This is a genomic window from Bradyrhizobium sp. AUGA SZCCT0283, assembly GCF_018130385.1.
In the GTDB taxonomy this organism is placed as follows: Bacteria; Pseudomonadota; Alphaproteobacteria; order Rhizobiales; family Xanthobacteraceae; genus Bradyrhizobium.
This window is the reverse complement of sequence record NZ_JAFCLU010000006.1, coordinates 250202-267085: the sequence shown is the minus strand read 5'-3', so window position 1 is coordinate 267085 and position 16884 is coordinate 250202. Positions and strand designations below refer to the sequence as shown.

Below are 16884 nucleotides of genomic sequence, written 5' to 3'. Positions count from 1 at the left end.
ATCAGAAACTCCTCGAGACGAACAGCAGCAGGGTGCCGAGCAGGCCCAGCATGAGCGCCGCGCCGAGGAACTGCGGAACGCGAAATACCCGCATCTTCGCCGTGGCGGTCTCGAACAGCGCGAGCAGGAATCCGGCAAGCGCGAGTTTGGCGATGTAGGCGCCGGCGCCGATCGCGTACGACAACGTACCGCTGCCGTACAGCGCGATCTGCCAGGGGAAGAATACGCAGGCGATCAGCGAGATGTAGAGCAGCAGCTTGAGGAAGGCGCCGAGTTCGATCATTGCGAGGTGGCGTCCGGAATATTCCAGGATCATCGCCTCATGAACCATGGTGAGTTCGAGGTGCGTGGCCGGATTGTCGACCGGGATACGCGCGTTCTCCGCGATCGCCACCATGAACAGCGCAACCAGCGCCATGCCGAGCGACACCCGCAAGCCCACGTAGGACGACGCCAGGAAGTGCGACACGGTCGAGAGTTGCGTCGAACCGGCGACCAGCGCCAGGCAGAATACGATCAGCAGCATCGCGGGCTCGGCAAGCGCTGCGATCATCACCTCCCGGCTGGAGCCGATGCCGCCGAAACTGGTGCCGACGTCCATCCCCGCGAGCGCGAGGAAGAAGCGTGCGCTTCCGAGCAGCGCGACGATGGCGATCAGATCGGCCGTCCAGTTGAATACCAACCCGGTTGCGAAGGTCGGCACCAGCGCCGCGGCAACCCAGATCGCCGCGAAGGTAATGTAGGGCGTCACGCGGAACAGCCACGACGCGTTGTCGGCGAGCACCACTTCCTTGCGCAGGAGCCGCAGCAGGTCGCGATAGGGCTGAAAGACCGAGGCCCCCTGGCGGCGCACCAGGCGGGCCTTGATCTTGCGCACGTAGCCGGTCAGGAGCGGCGCGAGCAGCAGCACGAGCAGCATCTGCACGCCTTGCACGATGATGTCCGAGATCACGACCATATCGCGAGCACCAGCAGCAGGGTGACGAGGGTGGCGAAGACCAGGCTGAGATATCGCCGGATGGTCAGGAACTGCAGGCGATTGAGTCGGCCGGATGAAAAGCCGACGGCATCCGCAATTGGCGCATAGATTCCGTTCCAGACCAGGTCGTGCAGTTCAATCCGTAGCCGTGCCGGGCGGACGTCGCCCGGTGGCGGCATATCGACGTGATCGCGGGCGTGGAACACGAGCGTGCCGAACACGCGGCGGATCGGTTGCGCAAAGCTGACGCCCGAATACTGTGCGGCGGGCGTTGCGTCGGAGAAACCGCATCCCCAGGCCGGTCCCCGTCGCAGCGCGTGCGAGGCGAAGCGATGGATAAAATAAACCGCCAAGGATGCGGCTAGCGTGATGAACACCATCACCAGCAGTCCATTGTATGAGCTGCGGCTCTCGGCAATCGGCACGATCGAAAGCCAGGCTTGACCCGCCTGGGCCGGCATGCGGCTGCCGAGGATCTGGGTCGCGACCGGCGCTAGCGCGTCGATCGCGAGCCCCGGCAGGATACCGGCCAGCAGGCAGAGCGCGGCGAGGATGAACATGGCCGCGAGCGAGAAGCGATCGACTTCATGCGCTGCTTCCGCCGCCGGGCCGCGCGGCCGGCCGAGAAAGGCCACGCCGTAGGTCTTGACGAAACAGGCCGCAGCCAGCGCGGCGGCGAGAGCCAGCATTGCCCCGACCGCAGGCACCATGATCTTCAGCGCCCATTGCGGCAGTTCCGGGCTCAGCAGCACGGCCTGGAAGATCAGCCACTCCGAAACGAAGCCGTTGAACGGCGGCAGCGCCGAGATCGCGACGCAGCCGACCAGAACGACGAAGCTCGTGATCGGCATGCGGTGAATGAGGCCGCCGAGCTTGTCCATGTCGCGCTCGCCGGTAGCGGTCAGCACCGCGCCGGCGCCGAAGAACAGAAGGCTCTTGAAGAAGGAGTGGTTGAGCGCGTGAAACAGCGCGGCCGTGAAGGCGAGCGCGGCCGCCGCCTTCAGTCCGTTGGCCTGGAACGCCATGGCAAGGCCGAGGCTGACGAAGACGATGCCGATATTTTCGATGGTAGAGTAGGCCAGGAGGCGCTTCAGATCCTTCTCCATCATGGCGTAAAGGATGCCCATGACGGCGGTGATGCTGCCGAGGAACAGCACGATCACGCTCGCCGGCCAGTTCGGCTGTCCCAGCAGATCGAACATGACGCGAATGAAACCGTAGATCGCGACCTTGGTCATGACGCCGCTCATCAGCGCGGACACGTGGCTCGGCGCGGCCGGATGGGCGAGCGGCAGCCAGACATGTAACGGCACGAGGCCGGCCTTGGAGCCGGCGCCGAGCAGCATCAGGATCAGCACCAGCGTCGCCGCATAGGGCGTGTGCTGCGCGGCGCGGATGGCTGCAAATCCGTAGTCTCCCGCCGGCCCCGCCAGCAGGCCGAACGCGAGCAGCAACGCGAGGGTGCCGAAGCTTGCCATCACCAGATAGACATAACCGGCCTTGGCGTTGCCGGGCTCGCGGTGGTGCGCCATGACCAGCGCCCACGACGCCAGCGACATGAACTCCCAGCACAGCAGATAGGAGAAGGCATCGTTCGCCAGCACCACGAGGTTCATGCCGGCCAGGAAGGCGGGGAAAAACGGAAGCACGCGGTGCGGCGCGGGGTCATGATGGCCGTAGCCGAGGCCATAGAGGCTTGCCGACGCCCCACCCAGATTGATGACGACGAGGAAGAACGACGCCAGTGCATCGAGGCGGAAATGCGCGCCAAGCCACGGCAAACCGACCGGCAGGGTGAGGGTGGTGGCATCAGCGGCGCCGCCGATCAGGAAGCGCAACGCGCCGATCAATGCAATCGCCGATACGGCCAGTGTCGCGCCGTAGATGACAGGTGTGGAGATCTTCGACCGGCTCAGAACGATCGCCAGCGCGGCCAACCCGAGCAGTCCGGCGACACAGACCATTTGCAGGGCGACGGCCGACATTATTTGCGCGCCCTCGCTCCGCTCGATGCCTCGTTTTCCGCCCGATCTTCCGGATGGTTTCGTTCAGAAGCTGCCTTGAGCCGCACGCCGCGCCCGCCGCCGTCGCTGTTCGCCCCATCGTCGATCAATTCGATGCCGGCATCCTCAAGCGCGGTGATCAGCTTCACCAGCGAATCGACATTGCCCCGAATCATGGTCTCACTCGCTTCCATCCGCTGGATGGTCGGCACCGAAAGCCCCGATAGTTCCGCGAGCCGACGCTGATCGATGCCGAGGAGCACCCTGGCAGCCCGCAGTTGAGCCGCAGTGATCATCAGTCTGCCTCGCCGGTGAGAACAGGGACCATATTGGACGTCATTTCTGCATCCTAAGTATTGATGTTAATGTGTCAATAAGTGATATCTCAGATATCTATTCTGAGGGAATACCATCTGTGGATGACCCGTGCCGGGCACGGGTGGCGCCAGAGTCCCGCGCCTCGCGGCCGCGCGTCGGTCCTCGGCGGCACTGAGGTGAAAGCGGGCACAAGCCGGATTGATCGATGCCGTGCCGGCGGTGCGTCGTTCGTCAGATCAGCCCGCCGTCATTAATCCCGTGATGCTTCGCCACCCATGGCGTTGGCCACGTACGCGTTAGTGCTGATGGGTTTGCAAACGACGTCGCGTTCGACGTTGGTCTTCACGCCAACGGTTTGCTTGGCTGGAACGAAACCACCGGCTCCGCCGGTTGGCCGCAATACGATCGGCTCTTTCAGGCAGGCGTCGGGGAAGGCGATGCCATGTCCGTCACCCCCTGCGAAATGTCCGATCAGCACTTGCGATGCCTGCATCTTCGCTGCGGGGGAAGAACGCATGGGACGATTCGGGTCGAAAGTGCGATGACAGGGATAGTCTTGGTTTGCTTTGAACGTGTATTTCACCGTGCACGAGGCGCCGCCTGTCACCAGGAATGGCTTGTCCGGCGGGGCCGCAGCATCTCGCTCCAACACCAGGGTCTCCAGACGAACCGTTTCAACATTTGCGTTCGGGTCGACGGATTTGCCCGGCTCGACTGCGATCTTTCCGCGCGAGAACACGAGTTTGGTCTTTGGGTTGGCGTCCCTGGTTTCCAGCACCTGCACGGGCCGGAATGCCCATGACTTGTCCAGACGGATGTTGGTTCCGTTCATGGTCAAGTTGACGTCTTCGACGCCCGGATCATTCTTGGCAAAGTCGATGATGTGAACGCCGACCTTCTCGTCGGAAGTCCGAAGGCTGAGAAACCGCAGATCATCTTTTGTTCGCGAGATCGGCATCATCGGATCGAAAAGGTCCGGGATGTCGAAGGGGACTATTCTGAGTTTTGGTGCCGTCGGTGCGGCGGCGTCCACAATCAGCATGACGCCGCTGGTCGAGTAGGCATTGCCGCCCATCCACTGCCAGAGATACTTCAGCGGGGCCTCCGAAGGCCGCATGTCGCGGGCAAAGAAAATCTGCTGTCCTGGCCGGACCACCGCAAAGTTCTGGAATGCGCCGAGCCCTTTTCCGCTCGAGGTCTCCTCGTCTGGAAAGGCGATGCAATTCGCCTGATCATCGTTTTTGACGCTTCGATTGACGGGTCTGATGGCCGACTTCGCGCAGAAGCTCAGGCTGTGATCCGCTTTCTTTTGCGCGCTCAATTTCTGTGCGCTCAATCCGGTCGCGACAATGCTGTCCTCCGCAGGCGCCCCGGGAATCTCCACCGGAAGCGGCGAGGTCGAAAACATGTCGACTTCCACCATTTTCAGCGGAGAACGCGCGCCTTCGTTACAAAAGTCTCGTTGCGGTAATGTATAGGTCAGCAGCTTTGCCGCATCTGCCAGTACTATGCAGGAGATGGTGTTTTCCGGATTGTTGCGGCTTACCCAGATCAGATGGTTCTTGCCTGTACCATCGATCAGCAAATGCGGTGCCCCGTGGCGGCGGCGCGGCGGTAGCCATACCGGGCCGGTTGCCGACAGTTTGAGGTCTTGATTGGTAAGAAGGGCTTGCGGAAGGCTGGTGATGCCCACCGATTTCATTTCATCGCTCGCCTCTTCGGGAAGTCTGGTCCATTTTTGCAGGATCAGGTCTTGGCAAGTCGCGCAGGTGACGGCGAGGTTGGACCGGTTGTTGATGAACGTCAGAATGACCTGATCGGATTCGCCGGCATATTTTGCCTTCAACCCATCAACGAACTTGAAGGGGTGGTCGACCACCCGCGCTACCGTAAATCCGTTTGAACGCGACGGATCTGACTCGAATTCGAAGAAGGTGGAACGGTCCCATGCCCGGTAGGGCTTATGGCCGCCGAGGCTCACCCCCGCCAGAATCATCTTCGAATCGGTCTGGCACCTTTCGGCGTTGCGTGCATTGCGCTCCGCGTCGCTGACGTCTTTCTGCGGGCCGTCGTTGCGGACATACAGACACAAGCGGAAAGCCTGGTTCTGCAGAACCCGGTCGCAATCGTTCTGATTATAGCCATAGGTCGCCAGGCCGTGCCGGTAGCACAGATCGTGAAACACGCAGGCTTGCCTGAAACGCTGCCGCACCAGATGGCGCTTGCCCGCTGCGTCCTCGCTGCTGTCGAAGAAGATATCCAGGCCGGGTGGCAGGCTGCAATTCATCCCTTCGCCGCTGCCGCCGATCGTGCTGACAATTTCGGGACCGGACTGGAAGGAAACGACCGTGGGGGGCATCTCACCATCCAGGATGTCCTCGACGTTCTTGTAGACCGCATCGATCGCAGCTCGGTGGCCGAAGATCGCTACGACCAAGGCCAGCGCCGCACTGAACAAGACGGCCTTCAGACACCAGAGCAGCACCGCCTTCAACTTGGACATGAAATCCTCACCTATGGCCACATCGGCTCCGTGCTCGTGGGGATCGAAGCGGGAAATCGGGCCACCAATGGCTTGGTTAAAAGGATTAAATCAGGCAATCGCGCAAAGAATGATATCCAGGGCAATACAATTACAGGTGATAAAATTGTCAAGCTGTGAGATGCGGCCGAGCGGAAACAATCGCGCGGCAGGCGTGGATGCCCTGGGCCGCCTGATCCTTATCGCGCCTAATCCTTCGCTGCCGGCTTGGTCGCAAACTGCGGGAACATCGCAGCGACGATCGGGCCGTCGGTGCGCCAGGAATGGCAGCCGCCGATGAAGAACGGACGCTCGCCGGAGTTCTGCTGGTTCTCCAGCGTGTCGCGGCCTTCCGGCTCTTTGCCGTAGGACATGGTCTGGTACAGCGTGGTCACGGCGGGGCCGAGCAATTCCATCAGATGCGTGCAGGTCTCGAGCCGGCCGATCTTGCGCCGCATCGTTTCGCGCCAGCCCGGGCCGATGCGCTCGCCGATCAGGCGCTTAAGGATCGGCTCGACCTCGACGCAGGTCGGATACGGCGTGGCGCGCATCATCGCTTCCGCCTCGCGGATGGTCATGTCCTCGTCGATCGCCAGCCGCAGGCCGATATCGTGCACGGGATCGCCCGGGTTCAGTTCACCGCGGAAGCGGTCGGCACGCTGGGTGAAGGGTTTTGTGTCGCGCAGCCACGCCTCGACTTCCCAGAGCCCGTCGTCGCGCAGAAAGCCTTCGCATTCGACGAAACGCGTATGCATCAGGCGGCGCGATTTATTGCTATTTTCCGGAGGCATCAGTTCGTATCCTGCATCGATGCGTCACTTCAGCCGAATTTGACGATCATCTTGCCGAGCGCCGATCGCGACTGCATGGTCTTGAACGCCTCGCGGAAATTCGCGAACGGCACGACCTTGCCGACCACGGGCTGCAATTGGCCCGATGCCAGCCAGTCGAACAATTGCGCCATCAGGCGCGCATGGGTCTCCGGCTCCCGCTTCTGGATCTGGGCGAGATCGACGCCGAGCAGTGCGCCGCCCTTGAGCAGCGGCAGGTTGAAGGCCAGCGCCGGAATGGTGCCCGAGGCGAACCCGACAACGAGATGCCGTCCGCGCCAGGCAATCGAGCGAAACGCCTGCAGCGCCACTTCGCCGCCGACGGGGTCGAAAATCACGTCCGGGCCATGCCCGCCTGTCAATTCCTTGAGCGTATCCCGCCGATCCGCCCGGGTGTAGTCGATGGTCTGATCGGCGCCGAACCGCACTGCGAAGGCGCGCTTCTCCGCCGTCGAGGCGGCGGCGATCACCCGCGCGCCCATCAGCTTGCCGATCTGAACGGCGGCGATGCCGACGCCGCCGGCCGCGCCCAGCACCAGCAATATCTCGCCTTCGCGCAGCGACGCGCGGGCATCCAGCGCGTAAAGCCCGGTCAGATAGTTGGCCTGAAACGACGCGCCGGCCTCGAAGGGAACCTGCGGCGGCAGGCTCTTGAGCGCCGCTGACGGTACCGAGATGTATTCGGCGAGCGCGCCGGAACGGGTCATGCCGATCACCGGCATATGAGGCTTGAACGCGGTGACGTCGTCGGCAACGGCGTCGACGATGCCGGCAAACTCCGTTCCCGGCACGAACGGCAGGGGGTCCCTGGTCTGATAAAGTCCTTGCACCTTCAACCCATCGACGAAGCCGACCGCCGCGGCGCCGACCTTGACGCGGACGCAGCCTTTGGAAACGCCGGGCGTATCAATCTCCTTGATTGAGATGCCGTCGATCGAATCGTAGTTCTCGACAACCACGGCCTTCATGCAATTTCTTTCATGCGTTTTCTTCTTGGGCTCCAATGCATTACGCCGGCATCTTGAGTGTCTGCAAATTATTCGGGTGAAGTTCTACTCGGCCGCTTCGGCCTGCTGGTCGATCTCCAGCGCACCCGCCTTGATGAGTGGAATGAGATCGCGGCCGATCGCCATCGTGTCGTGCGGATTCTCAAAGCCGCGCAGCAGGAAGGAATGAATGCCGAGCCGGTAATACTCCAGCACCGCCGCCGCAATCTGCTCCGGCGTTCCGACCAGGCATGAGGTATTGCCGGGTGCGCCGGTGGCGCGTGCGATCCCCATCCACAGCCGCTGGTCATGGACGTCGCCGCGGGCGGCGTAGCCGAGCAGGCGTTCGGCGGAATGGTTGGTCGGCTGCGGCGCGGCGCCGGTCTTGCGCTCGACATCCGCCAGCAGGGCGTTGGCCTTGTCCCACGCTGCGCCCTCGGTCGTCGCCATGATCGGCCGCAGCGACATGTTGAAGCCGACGCTGCGCCCGAAGGCCGCCGCACGCCGGCGGAAATCCTGGATCCGCTCCCGCGTCTCCTTGAGCGGCTCGCCGAAGATCGCGAACACGTCGCAGTGCCTCGCGCCCATCTCCAGCGCGCCTTCCGATGAACCGCCGAAGAACAGCGGCGGGCAGGGCTGCTGATACGGCTTGATGTCGGAATAGCCGCCCTCGACGCGGTAGAACTCGCCGTGGTGGTTGATCGGACTGTCGCTGGTCCAGAGCTTCCGCATCACCTCCAGATACTCGCCGGCACGGCGGTAGCGGTCGTTCTTGGGCAGGAAGTCGCCTTCGCTGGCCTGGTCCGCGTCGCTGGTGCCGGCGATGACATGCAGCGCCATCCGGCCCTGCGTGAGCTGGTCGAAGGTCGCGACCTGCCGCGCCGCCAAGGCCGGCGCCACCGAGCCCGGCCGGTGCGCGATCAGGAACTTGATCCGCTCGGTGTGGTCGGCCGCATAGAGCGCGATGGCAAAACCTTCGGCGGCGGACGCGTAATATCCGACCAGGACGGAATCGTAGTTCCACTGCTCGTGCAGGCGGGTGAAATCGATCACCCATTGGCGCGATATCTGCCCCTTGATGAGGTGAACCGCGACGCCTTCCTGCTGGGTGCCGATCATTCCGATGATTCTTGCGGGCATGGGTGTTCCTGAGGTCGCTTGATGTTTGACTGGAATGAAACGCACAACACCAAGGGAAAGCAAGCGTTTAGGGGGTGCTGGCGCCGCATGCCAAGGACGCGTGAAGCGAGTGGATTCGGCTTGCCAAATGCGGGGCGGTTGCCGGAATGGCTCTTGCTTCCATTAATCCCGGCTGCAATGGATACCGCGAACCACTTCGTAAAAATACATCCAGAAGAAGAGATCGATGAGCCAACTGATTGTCCGTGCCGGTGAATTCACCTTCCAGGCCCGCTTCGAGGAGCAACTGGCGCCGAAGACGGTCGCTGCCTTTCGCAAGGCGATGCCGTTCGAGAGCCAGGCGATCCACGTGCGCTGGAGTGGCGAGGGTGTCTGGATGCCGCTCGGCGATCTCGATTTCGGCGTCTCCTACGAGAACCACACCAGCTATCCCGCGCCCGGCCAGATCATTCTCTATCCCGGCGGCATCAGCGAAACCGAAATCCTGCTGGCCTATGGCGGTGTGCACTTTGCGAGCAAGATGGGCCAGCTCGCGGGCAATCACTTCATCACCCTGACCTCGGGGCTGGAGAACCTGACCGCGTTCGGCAAGACCGTGCTGTGGAAGGGCGCGCAGAAAATTCGCTTCGAGGAAATATAAGCCATGGCCGCGCCGGCTTACCCGCGCGACTTCCGCGGCTACGGGCGCAACCCGCCCGATCCCGGGTGGCCCGGCAACGCGCGGGTCGCGGTGCAGTTCGTGGTGAATTTCGAGGAAGGCGGCGAGAACAATGTTCTCGACGGCGATCGCGCGTCGGAAGCTTTTTTGTCAGACGTGCTGGGCGCGCAGCCCTGGCCCGGCCAGCGCCACGCCAATATTGAATCGATGTTCGAATATGGCTCGCGCGCCGGCTTCTGGCGGCTGTGGCGGATGTTCACCGAACGCAATTTGCCGGTGACCGTGTTCGGTGTCGCGATGGCGCTGAAGCGAAACCCGGATGTGGTCGCCGCCATGAAGGAGGCCGGCTGGGACATTGCCAGCCACAGCCTGAAATGGATCGAGCACAAGGACATGTCGGAGTCCGAGGAGCGCGTCGAGATCGCGGCGGCGATCCGCATCCACACCGAGGCCACCGGCGCGCCCCCGCTCGGCTGGTACACGGGACGTTCCTCGATCAATACGCTGCGGCTCTTGATGGAAGCCGGCGGATTGCTTTATCTCTGCGACTCCTATGCTGACGACCTGCCATACTGGATCAGGGCGCGCGGGTCGAAACCGCATCTGGTCATTCCCTACACCCTCGACGCCAACGACATGCGTTTTGTGAACGCGCAGGGCTTTGGCGGCGGTGATGAATTCTTTGCCTATCTCAAGGACAGCTTTGACGTCCTTTACAGGGAAGGCGAAACCGCGCCGAAGATGATGTCGGTCGGCCTGCATTGCCGGGTCGTCGGCCGCCCCGGCCGCGCAGCGGCGCTGATCCGCTTTCTCGACTATATCGGACAGCACGAGCGAGTCTGGGTACCGACGCGGCTGCAGATCGCGCAGCACTGGCACGCCAATCTGGCGCATCTCGCCGACAATGCCTTCGACATCGGGTGAGGTCGAAAGCCATGTTGAAGCTTTCCGATTTAAACGTTTGCAGCAAGGACGATTTCGTCGCAGCGCTGGCAAACGTCTTTGAGCATTCGCCGTGGGTCGCGGGGCAGGCGGCCGCGTTGCGGCCGTTCGCGGGGGTCGGACAGCTATTCGCAGCGATGGTGGCGGCGGTCGATCGCGCGCCCGACGAATTGCGGCTGGCGCTGATCAAGGCGCATCCCGACCTCGCCAGCAGGACCCAGCGCGCGGCGGGTCTTACCGTGGAATCCGGCGCCGAACAGAACAGCGCCGGCCTCGATCGGCTTTCGGATGCCGAATTCAAGGCGTTCGAGCGCGTCAACAACGCCTACCGCGCCAAATTCGGCTTTCCCTACATCGTCTGCGTTCGCCGCCACACCCGCGATTCCATCCTGCGCGATTTCGAACGCCGGCTGCCGAACGATGCCAAGGCTGAGGCGCAGACCTCGATCGGGGAAATCTGCCGGATCGCGGCGCTGCGTCTCGATCAACTCGTCGCGTCCGAGGACAAGCTTCCGGTGCACGGTCGCCTGTCGACCCATGTGCTGGATACCCACAGCGGCAGGCCGGCGGCGGGGATCTCGGTTGAACTCACCGAACTATCCGATCTTGGCCAGTCCCGTGTGGTGGCACGCGCCGTCACCAACAGCGACGGCCGAACCGATCAGCCGCTGATCGGCGGCCGGCCGGTCCCGATCGGTCGTTACGAACTGACATTTCACGTCGGCGCCTATTTTGCCGATCGCGGTGTGCCGCTGTCCGATCCGCCGTTTCTTGATCGCATTCCGTTGCACTTTTCGGTGAGCGAGCCGGAAGGCCATCTCCACGTGCCGTTGTTGGTCACGCCATGGAGTTATGCGACCTATCGAGGAAGCTGATGGCGTTATCCCTCATGGTGAGGAGCCCGCGTAGCGGGCGTCTCGAACCATGAGGCCCCGATGTGGCCCATCCTTCGAGACGCCACGTCATGCGCGGCTCCTCAGGATGAGGAGTGCCACTAATGCGTCGCCGAGGCCGCGGCCGACGCAGCGTCGGCTTCGGCCGTCTTGCCGCTGACACCGTTGAAGAAGGCGTTCAGCGTCACCGCAACCAGCGCGCTGAGCAGAATGCCGGACTCCAGCAACGGGTGCAGGTCGTGCGGCAAGTTCTTGAAGAAGTTGGGTGAAACCAGCGGGATCATGCCGAAGCCAACCGATAGGGCGACCACGAACAAATTGTGGCGGTTGTTCTTGAAGTCGACGGCGGTGAGGATGCGCGCGCCTGTTGCCGCCACCATGCCGAACATCACGAGGCCGGCGCCGCCGAGCACCACCAGCGGCACGGCTTCGACCAGCGCCGCCATCTTCGGCAGCAGCCCGAGCAATAGCAGGATGCCGCCGCCCGCGATGGTGACCCAGCGCGAGCGCACGCCCGTGACGCCGACGAGGCCGACATTCTGCGAGAACGACGTGTAGGGAAAGGTGTTGAACAGCCCGCCCAGAAACGTGCCGACGCCGTCGGCCCGCAAGCCACGGGTCAGCGCGTCGCGGCTGACGTCCTTGCCGGTGATCTCGCCCAGCGCCAGGAACATGCCAAGCGACTCGATCATCACCACGATCATCACGATGCACATGGTGATGATGGGGACGAGCTGAAATTTCGGCATCCCGAAATGCAGCGGCAGCACGATCGCGGCCCATGGCGCCGCGGCGACCTTCTCGAAATGCATGACGCCAAGGACCGCCGCAAGAATGGCGCCCGCGACGATGCCGAGCAGCACCGCGATATTGGCGACGAAGCCGGAGCCCCATTTGATCAAGCCGAGGATCACCAGCAGCACGAACAGCGCAATGCCGAGCCCCTGTAATTGGCCATAGCCTGGATTGGGGAAAGAGTGCGGCACGCCATCGATCATTTTGGTCAGGGTGGGCAGGCCGCCACCGGCCCAGTTAATGCCGACCCGCATCAGGGAAATGCCGATCACCAGGATGATGGTTCCGGTGACGACGGGTGGAAAAAGCGGCAGCAACCGGCTCACAAAAGGCGCGGCGACAATGGCAAATAGCCCTGCGGCTATCACCGAGCCGTAGATGCCGAGCAGGCCGATGTCGGGTGCTGCCGCCATCGACAGCATGGGCCCGACGGAGGCGAACGTCACGCCCATCATCACTGGCAACCGGATACCGACGCCGGGGAAACCGATACATTGCACCAGCGTGGCGATGCCGCAGGCGAACAAGTCGGCGCTGATCAGGAAGGCAACGTCTTCCGGCGGCAATTTCAGCGCCCGGCCGATGATCAAAGGCACGGCAACCGCGCCGGCATACATCACCAATACATGCTGCAGGCCGAGCGCCAGCAGCCGCGGCGTCGGCAGGATCTGGTCGACCGGATGAATTTCGGTGGTTGTGGTCATGGACTTCCCCCCAGGTAGCGGGCCTTCAGGCCCACTCAAGCTAATACAAGGCGCGTGCCAGAAGCCTGTCCCCCAAAGACCTTGTCCCCCAAGATCTTGCCCACTGGCACGAACGTTGCTCAATATTGGATCAGAGCGGGCGACCGGAGTCCCGAAAAATAAACGGTTGAACTGGAGGTCTGACGTGCCGCTGATCAAAAACAGATACGGGAAGGGCCGCGTCCGGGTCGTGCGGATTCACCGGGACGGCGACCGCCACGAAGTCAGCCAGCTCAGCGTGAAGGCGATGATCGAGGGCGACTTTGCCCGTGCCTATACCCATGCCGACAATTCCACCTCGGTGGCGACGGATACGATCAAGAACATCGTCAATGTCGTCGCCCGGGAGAACACAGGGCTGAGCACCGAAGAATTCTGCCACGTGCTGGCGAAGCGATATCTCGACACCTATCCGCAGATCGCCTCGGTTGCGATATCAGCGCACGAGACCAAATGGAGTCGCCTCAGTTTCGGCGGCAAGCCGCATCCCCACAGCTTCGTGCTCGACAGCAACGGCAAGCCGTTCGTCGAAGTCGCCGCCAGCCGCACGGGACCGCCGGTATTGACGTCCGGTATCGACGGCTTTGGCTTCATGAAGTCGACGCAGTCCGGCTGGGAGAATTATCCCAGGGATCGCTACACCACGCTGCCGGAGACCGCCGACCGGATGTGCGCCACCAGCATGGTGGCATCTTGGAAATGGTCGGCGAAGCCGTCGAATTATCCCGCCGCCAATGCACGGATTCTCGACACCGTGCTCGAAGTGTTCAGCACGACCCACAGCATGAGCGTGCAGGACAGCCTGTACCGGATGGGCGAGGCGGCGCTGGCAGCCGCGCCGGAAATCTCTGAAATCAGCATGGCCTGCCCGAACATGCACTTCATTCCGATAAACCTTTCGGCATTCGGGCTGGATAACAATAATGACGTTTTCCTGCCGACCGACGAGCCCCACGGCCAGATTGAGTGCACGGTGGGAAGGGGTTAAAAGGCACGCCCACACATCGAGATGCGCCGATCGAAGCGCGCTTACTGGAACGGCATGAGCAAGACGGAGGCGGCCATTGGCGCGACGGCGCGATCACGGCTTGGCGACGAAATCGTAAGCCGGATCAGTCAGCTTGGGGCGATTTCCGAGACGGGCGAGCATCTGGCGCGGATCTTCCTTTCACCCGAGCACCGCACGGCCGCCGATCTCCTGATGTCCTGGATGAAGGATGCCGGCATGGCCGCGCATCTCGACGCCGTCGGCAATGTCTGCGGCCGCTATGAGGGCGAACGTCCCGGGTTGCCCTGCCTGATGCTGGGTTCGCATTACGACACCGTGCGCGACGCCGGCAAATGGGACGGGCCGCTCGGGATCATCACCGCCATCTCCTGCGTCGCCGATCTGAACCGGCGGGGCGTGCGGTTGCCTTTTGCGATCGAAGTCGTCGGTTTCGCCGACGAGGAGGGCGTCCGGTTTGCCTCCACCTTGCTCGGCAGCCGGGCGGTCGCCGGCACCTTCGACGAAAGCGTGCTCAAGGCGCGCGATGCGAACGGCCTCACCATGCGTGAGGCGATGGTGCAGTTCGGGCTCGATCCCGACCATATTGGTGCGGCGGCGCGGACGCGCCGCGAACTGCATGCCTATGTCGAACTGCATATCGAGCAGGGGCCGGTGCTGGAGCAGCAGAACCTGCCCGTCGGTGTGGTCACGGCGATATCAGGCGCCACGCGGCTGGCGGCGAACCTCTCCGGCATGGCGGGACACGCCGGCACTGTGCCGATGGCGCTGCGGCGCGACGCGCTGGCGGGCGCTGCCGAATGCATCGTCGCGGTCGAGGAGTTCTGCAAGGCGGATAGCGCCGGCCTGGTTGGAACGGTCGGCGCCATCACCGCACTTCCGGGCGCGACCAACGTCATTCCGGGGCGGGTCTCCTTCACGCTGGACATTCGCGCCCCGACCGACGGCCACCGCAAGCTTGCGGTGGCCGAGATCGTGCGGCGGATCGAGGCGATTGCGAAACGGCGCGAATTGTCGCTGCAGATCGACGTCACCCACGAGAACCGCACCGTGCCCTGCGCGCCATGGCTGAAAACGCAGGTGGCAGAAGCGGTTGCGGCCGAAAATTATCCCGTGTTCGAACTGCCGAGCGGGGCCGGCCATGACGGCATGGCGATGATCGACATTGCCGATGTCGCCATGCTGTTCGTCCGCTGCCGCGGTGGCATCAGCCATAACCCGGCCGAGCATGTCGAACTCGCCGACGCCGATGCCGGCGCGCGCGTGCTGCTGCGGCTGATCGAGAATTTCCGGCCGCCGGGGGCAAAGGCCTGATCATCGCCGGCCGACAAGATTTGCGCCCCGGGCAAGCGCGGCTGCCGTCTCCAGCCCGACGTCGCGCACGAGCGGGTCGGCATGGCGGTGAACCAGCCACCACTCCGCGCCTTGCCTGCGATAGACCAGCGTCACCCGCAGCGACCAGTCCTGATCCGGCAAGCCGCCGACTTCGCCGTGCTCACGTTCGATCACGGCAAGGACGGCCAGATCGCCTGACGCGTAGGATTGGACCAGTTCGACTTTCGCGTCGCCGTTTCTGAAGTAGCTGGCGAGCCGCGCCAGCCGCTCAGGACTCATGTCGAAGCCCCGGCTGGCTTCACCCCCAAACGGCTGCATCAGGGTAAAATCGTCCGCGATGCGCGTCAGGCCGGCCCATTTGTCCATGTCGCCGCGCATGAAAGCCGAAGCCCGCGCTTCGGTCTTCCTGACCAGATCAGCAACTTCCTGCTCCGAACCTGTCGGCATCGGTTCCTGTGCGGCGCTGGCCGACAGCGGCATTGCGAGAGCGGCCTTTAACGCCAAACGCGTCCAGCGGTTTGATTTGAACATTTCCGTATCTTTCCATTCGCGTGGGGCCGGCGACAGACCGGCGATGCAGCCCAGATCCCATTTCAATCGTGATGAATCCAGTGATATGATTTCATCATAATGCTGAAGCAAACTGATCTTTCCCGGATCGATCTCAATCTGCTCGTGCTGTTCGAGATCGTCTTTCAGGAGCGTCACGTCGGCCGGTCGGCGGAGCGGCTGCATCTTTCGCCCTCCGCCATCAGCCATGGACTTGGCCGCCTGCGCACGCTGCTGGGCGACCCCTTGTTTCTCAAGACCCCGAAAGGCGTTGTTCCGACGGAGCGTGCTCTGCAACTCGCGCCCTCGGTTGCCGAGATTCTCGCGCATATCCGCGGCGTGGTTTCGTCAGCTGTGCCATTTGATCCACGGCATTCGACGCGCCGTTTCGTCATTGGCGCGCCGGATGGCGTTTCGGCGGTGATCCTGCCTTCGCTGTTGGAGGCGCTGCGGGAGGTGGCGCCGGGTGTCGATGTCGGCATCCGGCAGCTTCTTCCGGTGCAAGGCTTCAGCGCTCCTCATTTGGCATGGAAGGATGCGTTGAAGGAGCTCGAAGACCGAACGACGGATATCGCGATCATTCCCTTCGACGATATTCCGGTCCGTTTCCATAAACAGAAGCTCTATGAGGAGGAGTTCGTCATCGCCGTTAGAAAGGGGCATTCGTTCGAGCATGGCCTGACCCTCAAGCGCTACTGCGAGATGGAGCATCTCGTCGTTTCGCATACCGGTGATGTCTCGGGCTTCGTGGATGTTGAACTTGCGAAAAGAGGCCTGACGCGGCGCGTGGCGCTCACCGCGCCCAATTTCATTTTTGCGCTCTCGGTGCTGGCCGAAACCGAAATGGTCTCCGCGCTGCCAAAACGGTTCGTGGAGATCCATGGCGCCCGATTCAATGTCGTCGCCGTCAAGGCACCGCTGCCACTGCCACGCTTCTCGATCAATGTCGTCCTTCCGAAGGTGGCGATGATGGATGCCGGCCTTGCCTGGCTGGTCCAGTTGCTGGGACAGCTACGAACAGGAAATGACGGATCGTCTGTTTTTCGATCGGGTAAGCGCAATCGCAGCATGCACAGCTAATGGGCAACTGCTCGCTCGCGATGCGTTCGATGAAGGCGGGCCGGGATCAGTATCCGCGAGTAACGGACTGACAATACGATTGATTTTCTCCAGACCGATCACCTGC

15 protein-coding genes are annotated in these 16884 nt (G+C 62.8%); 6 read left to right on the top strand and 9 right to left on the bottom strand.

Features of this window, described 5'->3' with window-relative positions; all coding sequences use genetic code 11:
• Position 1: 1 nt before the first annotated feature.
• The 7 genes from JQ624_RS11605 to JQ624_RS11575 form a co-directional block, all read right to left on the bottom strand.
• Positions 2 to 958 carry a respiratory chain complex I subunit 1 family protein gene (locus JQ624_RS11605; RefSeq protein ID WP_212419008.1) on the bottom strand — a complete coding sequence of 319 codons (957 nt, stop codon included), beginning with the start codon at positions 956 to 958 and terminating at the stop codon, positions 2 to 4.
• Positions 949 to 2964 carry a hydrogenase 4 subunit B gene (hyfB, locus tag JQ624_RS11600; RefSeq protein WP_212419007.1) on the bottom strand — a complete coding sequence of 672 codons (2016 nt, stop codon included), beginning with the start codon at positions 2962 to 2964 and terminating at the stop codon, positions 949 to 951. Before hyfB ends, JQ624_RS11605 begins: the two co-directional genes overlap by 10 nt.
• Positions 2964 to 3278, bottom strand: a complete 315-nt coding sequence (locus tag JQ624_RS11595) for a helix-turn-helix domain-containing protein (protein WP_212419006.1) — start codon at positions 3276 to 3278, stop codon at positions 2964 to 2966. The genes hyfB and JQ624_RS11595 overlap by 1 nt, the downstream gene beginning before the upstream one ends.
• A gap of 272 nt (positions 3279 to 3550) precedes the next feature.
• Positions 3551 to 5803 (bottom strand): hypothetical protein, encoded by a 2253-nt coding sequence (locus JQ624_RS11590; RefSeq protein WP_212419005.1) that lies wholly within the window; start codon positions 5801 to 5803, stop codon positions 3551 to 3553.
• A 227-nt stretch (positions 5804 to 6030) separates the two neighbouring features.
• Complete coding sequence (locus tag JQ624_RS11585; RefSeq protein ID WP_212419004.1) at positions 6031 to 6612, bottom strand: DUF2889 domain-containing protein; 582 nt, start codon at positions 6610 to 6612, stop codon at positions 6031 to 6033.
• Between the two features lie 29 nt (positions 6613 to 6641).
• On the bottom strand, positions 6642 to 7619 hold the full coding sequence (locus JQ624_RS11580) for an NADPH:quinone oxidoreductase family protein (protein WP_212419003.1): 978 nt from the start codon (positions 7617 to 7619) through the stop codon (positions 6642 to 6644).
• A gap of 84 nt (positions 7620 to 7703) precedes the next feature.
• Positions 7704 to 8777 carry an LLM class flavin-dependent oxidoreductase gene (locus JQ624_RS11575; protein WP_212419002.1) on the bottom strand — a complete coding sequence of 358 codons (1074 nt, stop codon included), beginning with the start codon at positions 8775 to 8777 and terminating at the stop codon, positions 7704 to 7706.
• 226 nt (positions 8778 to 9003) lie between these two features.
• On the opposite strand from JQ624_RS11575, the gene JQ624_RS11570 reads away from it, so the two are divergent.
• From JQ624_RS11570 to uraD, 3 genes are read left to right on the top strand one after another with little or no spacing between them, the layout of a single operon-like run.
• On the top strand, positions 9004 to 9417 hold the full coding sequence (locus JQ624_RS11570; protein ID WP_212419001.1) for a DUF3830 family protein: 414 nt from the start codon (positions 9004 to 9006) through the stop codon (positions 9415 to 9417).
• Between the two features lie 3 nt (positions 9418 to 9420).
• Positions 9421 to 10359, top strand: a complete 939-nt coding sequence (gene puuE / locus JQ624_RS11565; protein WP_212419000.1) for an allantoinase PuuE — start codon at positions 9421 to 9423, stop codon at positions 10357 to 10359.
• Positions 10360 to 10370: 11 nt separating this feature from the next.
• Positions 10371 to 11252, top strand: coding sequence for a 2-oxo-4-hydroxy-4-carboxy-5-ureidoimidazoline decarboxylase (gene uraD, locus JQ624_RS11560; RefSeq protein ID WP_212418999.1), 882 nt, complete (start codon positions 10371 to 10373; stop codon positions 11250 to 11252).
• Between the two features lie 119 nt (positions 11253 to 11371).
• On the opposite strand, the gene JQ624_RS11555 is transcribed toward uraD, so the two are convergent.
• The gene (locus JQ624_RS11555; RefSeq protein WP_212418998.1) at positions 11372 to 12769 is read right to left on the bottom strand and encodes a nucleobase:cation symporter-2 family protein; all 1398 of its coding nucleotides are present in this window, start codon (positions 12767 to 12769) and stop codon (positions 11372 to 11374) included.
• Between the two features lie 184 nt (positions 12770 to 12953).
• Between JQ624_RS11555 and pucL the strand changes: the two genes are divergently transcribed.
• Both pucL and JQ624_RS11545 read left to right on the top strand, forming a co-directional pair.
• Entirely contained in the window at positions 12954 to 13796 is an 843-nt protein-coding gene (pucL, locus tag JQ624_RS11550) for a factor-independent urate hydroxylase (RefSeq protein ID WP_212418997.1), read from the top strand.
• A 54-nt stretch (positions 13797 to 13850) separates the two neighbouring features.
• Positions 13851 to 15128, top strand: coding sequence for an allantoate amidohydrolase (locus JQ624_RS11545; protein ID WP_212418996.1), 1278 nt, complete (start codon positions 13851 to 13853; stop codon positions 15126 to 15128).
• Here JQ624_RS11545 and JQ624_RS11540 read toward each other — a convergent pair whose 3' ends face one another.
• The gene (locus tag JQ624_RS11540) at positions 15129 to 15596 is read right to left on the bottom strand and encodes a DUF4440 domain-containing protein (protein WP_249129735.1); all 468 of its coding nucleotides are present in this window, start codon (positions 15594 to 15596) and stop codon (positions 15129 to 15131) included. It lies immediately after the preceding gene.
• 183 nt (positions 15597 to 15779) lie between these two features.
• Between JQ624_RS11540 and JQ624_RS11535 the strand changes: the two genes are divergently transcribed.
• The gene (locus JQ624_RS11535; RefSeq protein WP_212418995.1) at positions 15780 to 16778 is read left to right on the top strand and encodes a LysR family transcriptional regulator; all 999 of its coding nucleotides are present in this window, start codon (positions 15780 to 15782) and stop codon (positions 16776 to 16778) included.
• The last annotated feature ends 106 nt before the right edge of the window (positions 16779 to 16884 follow it).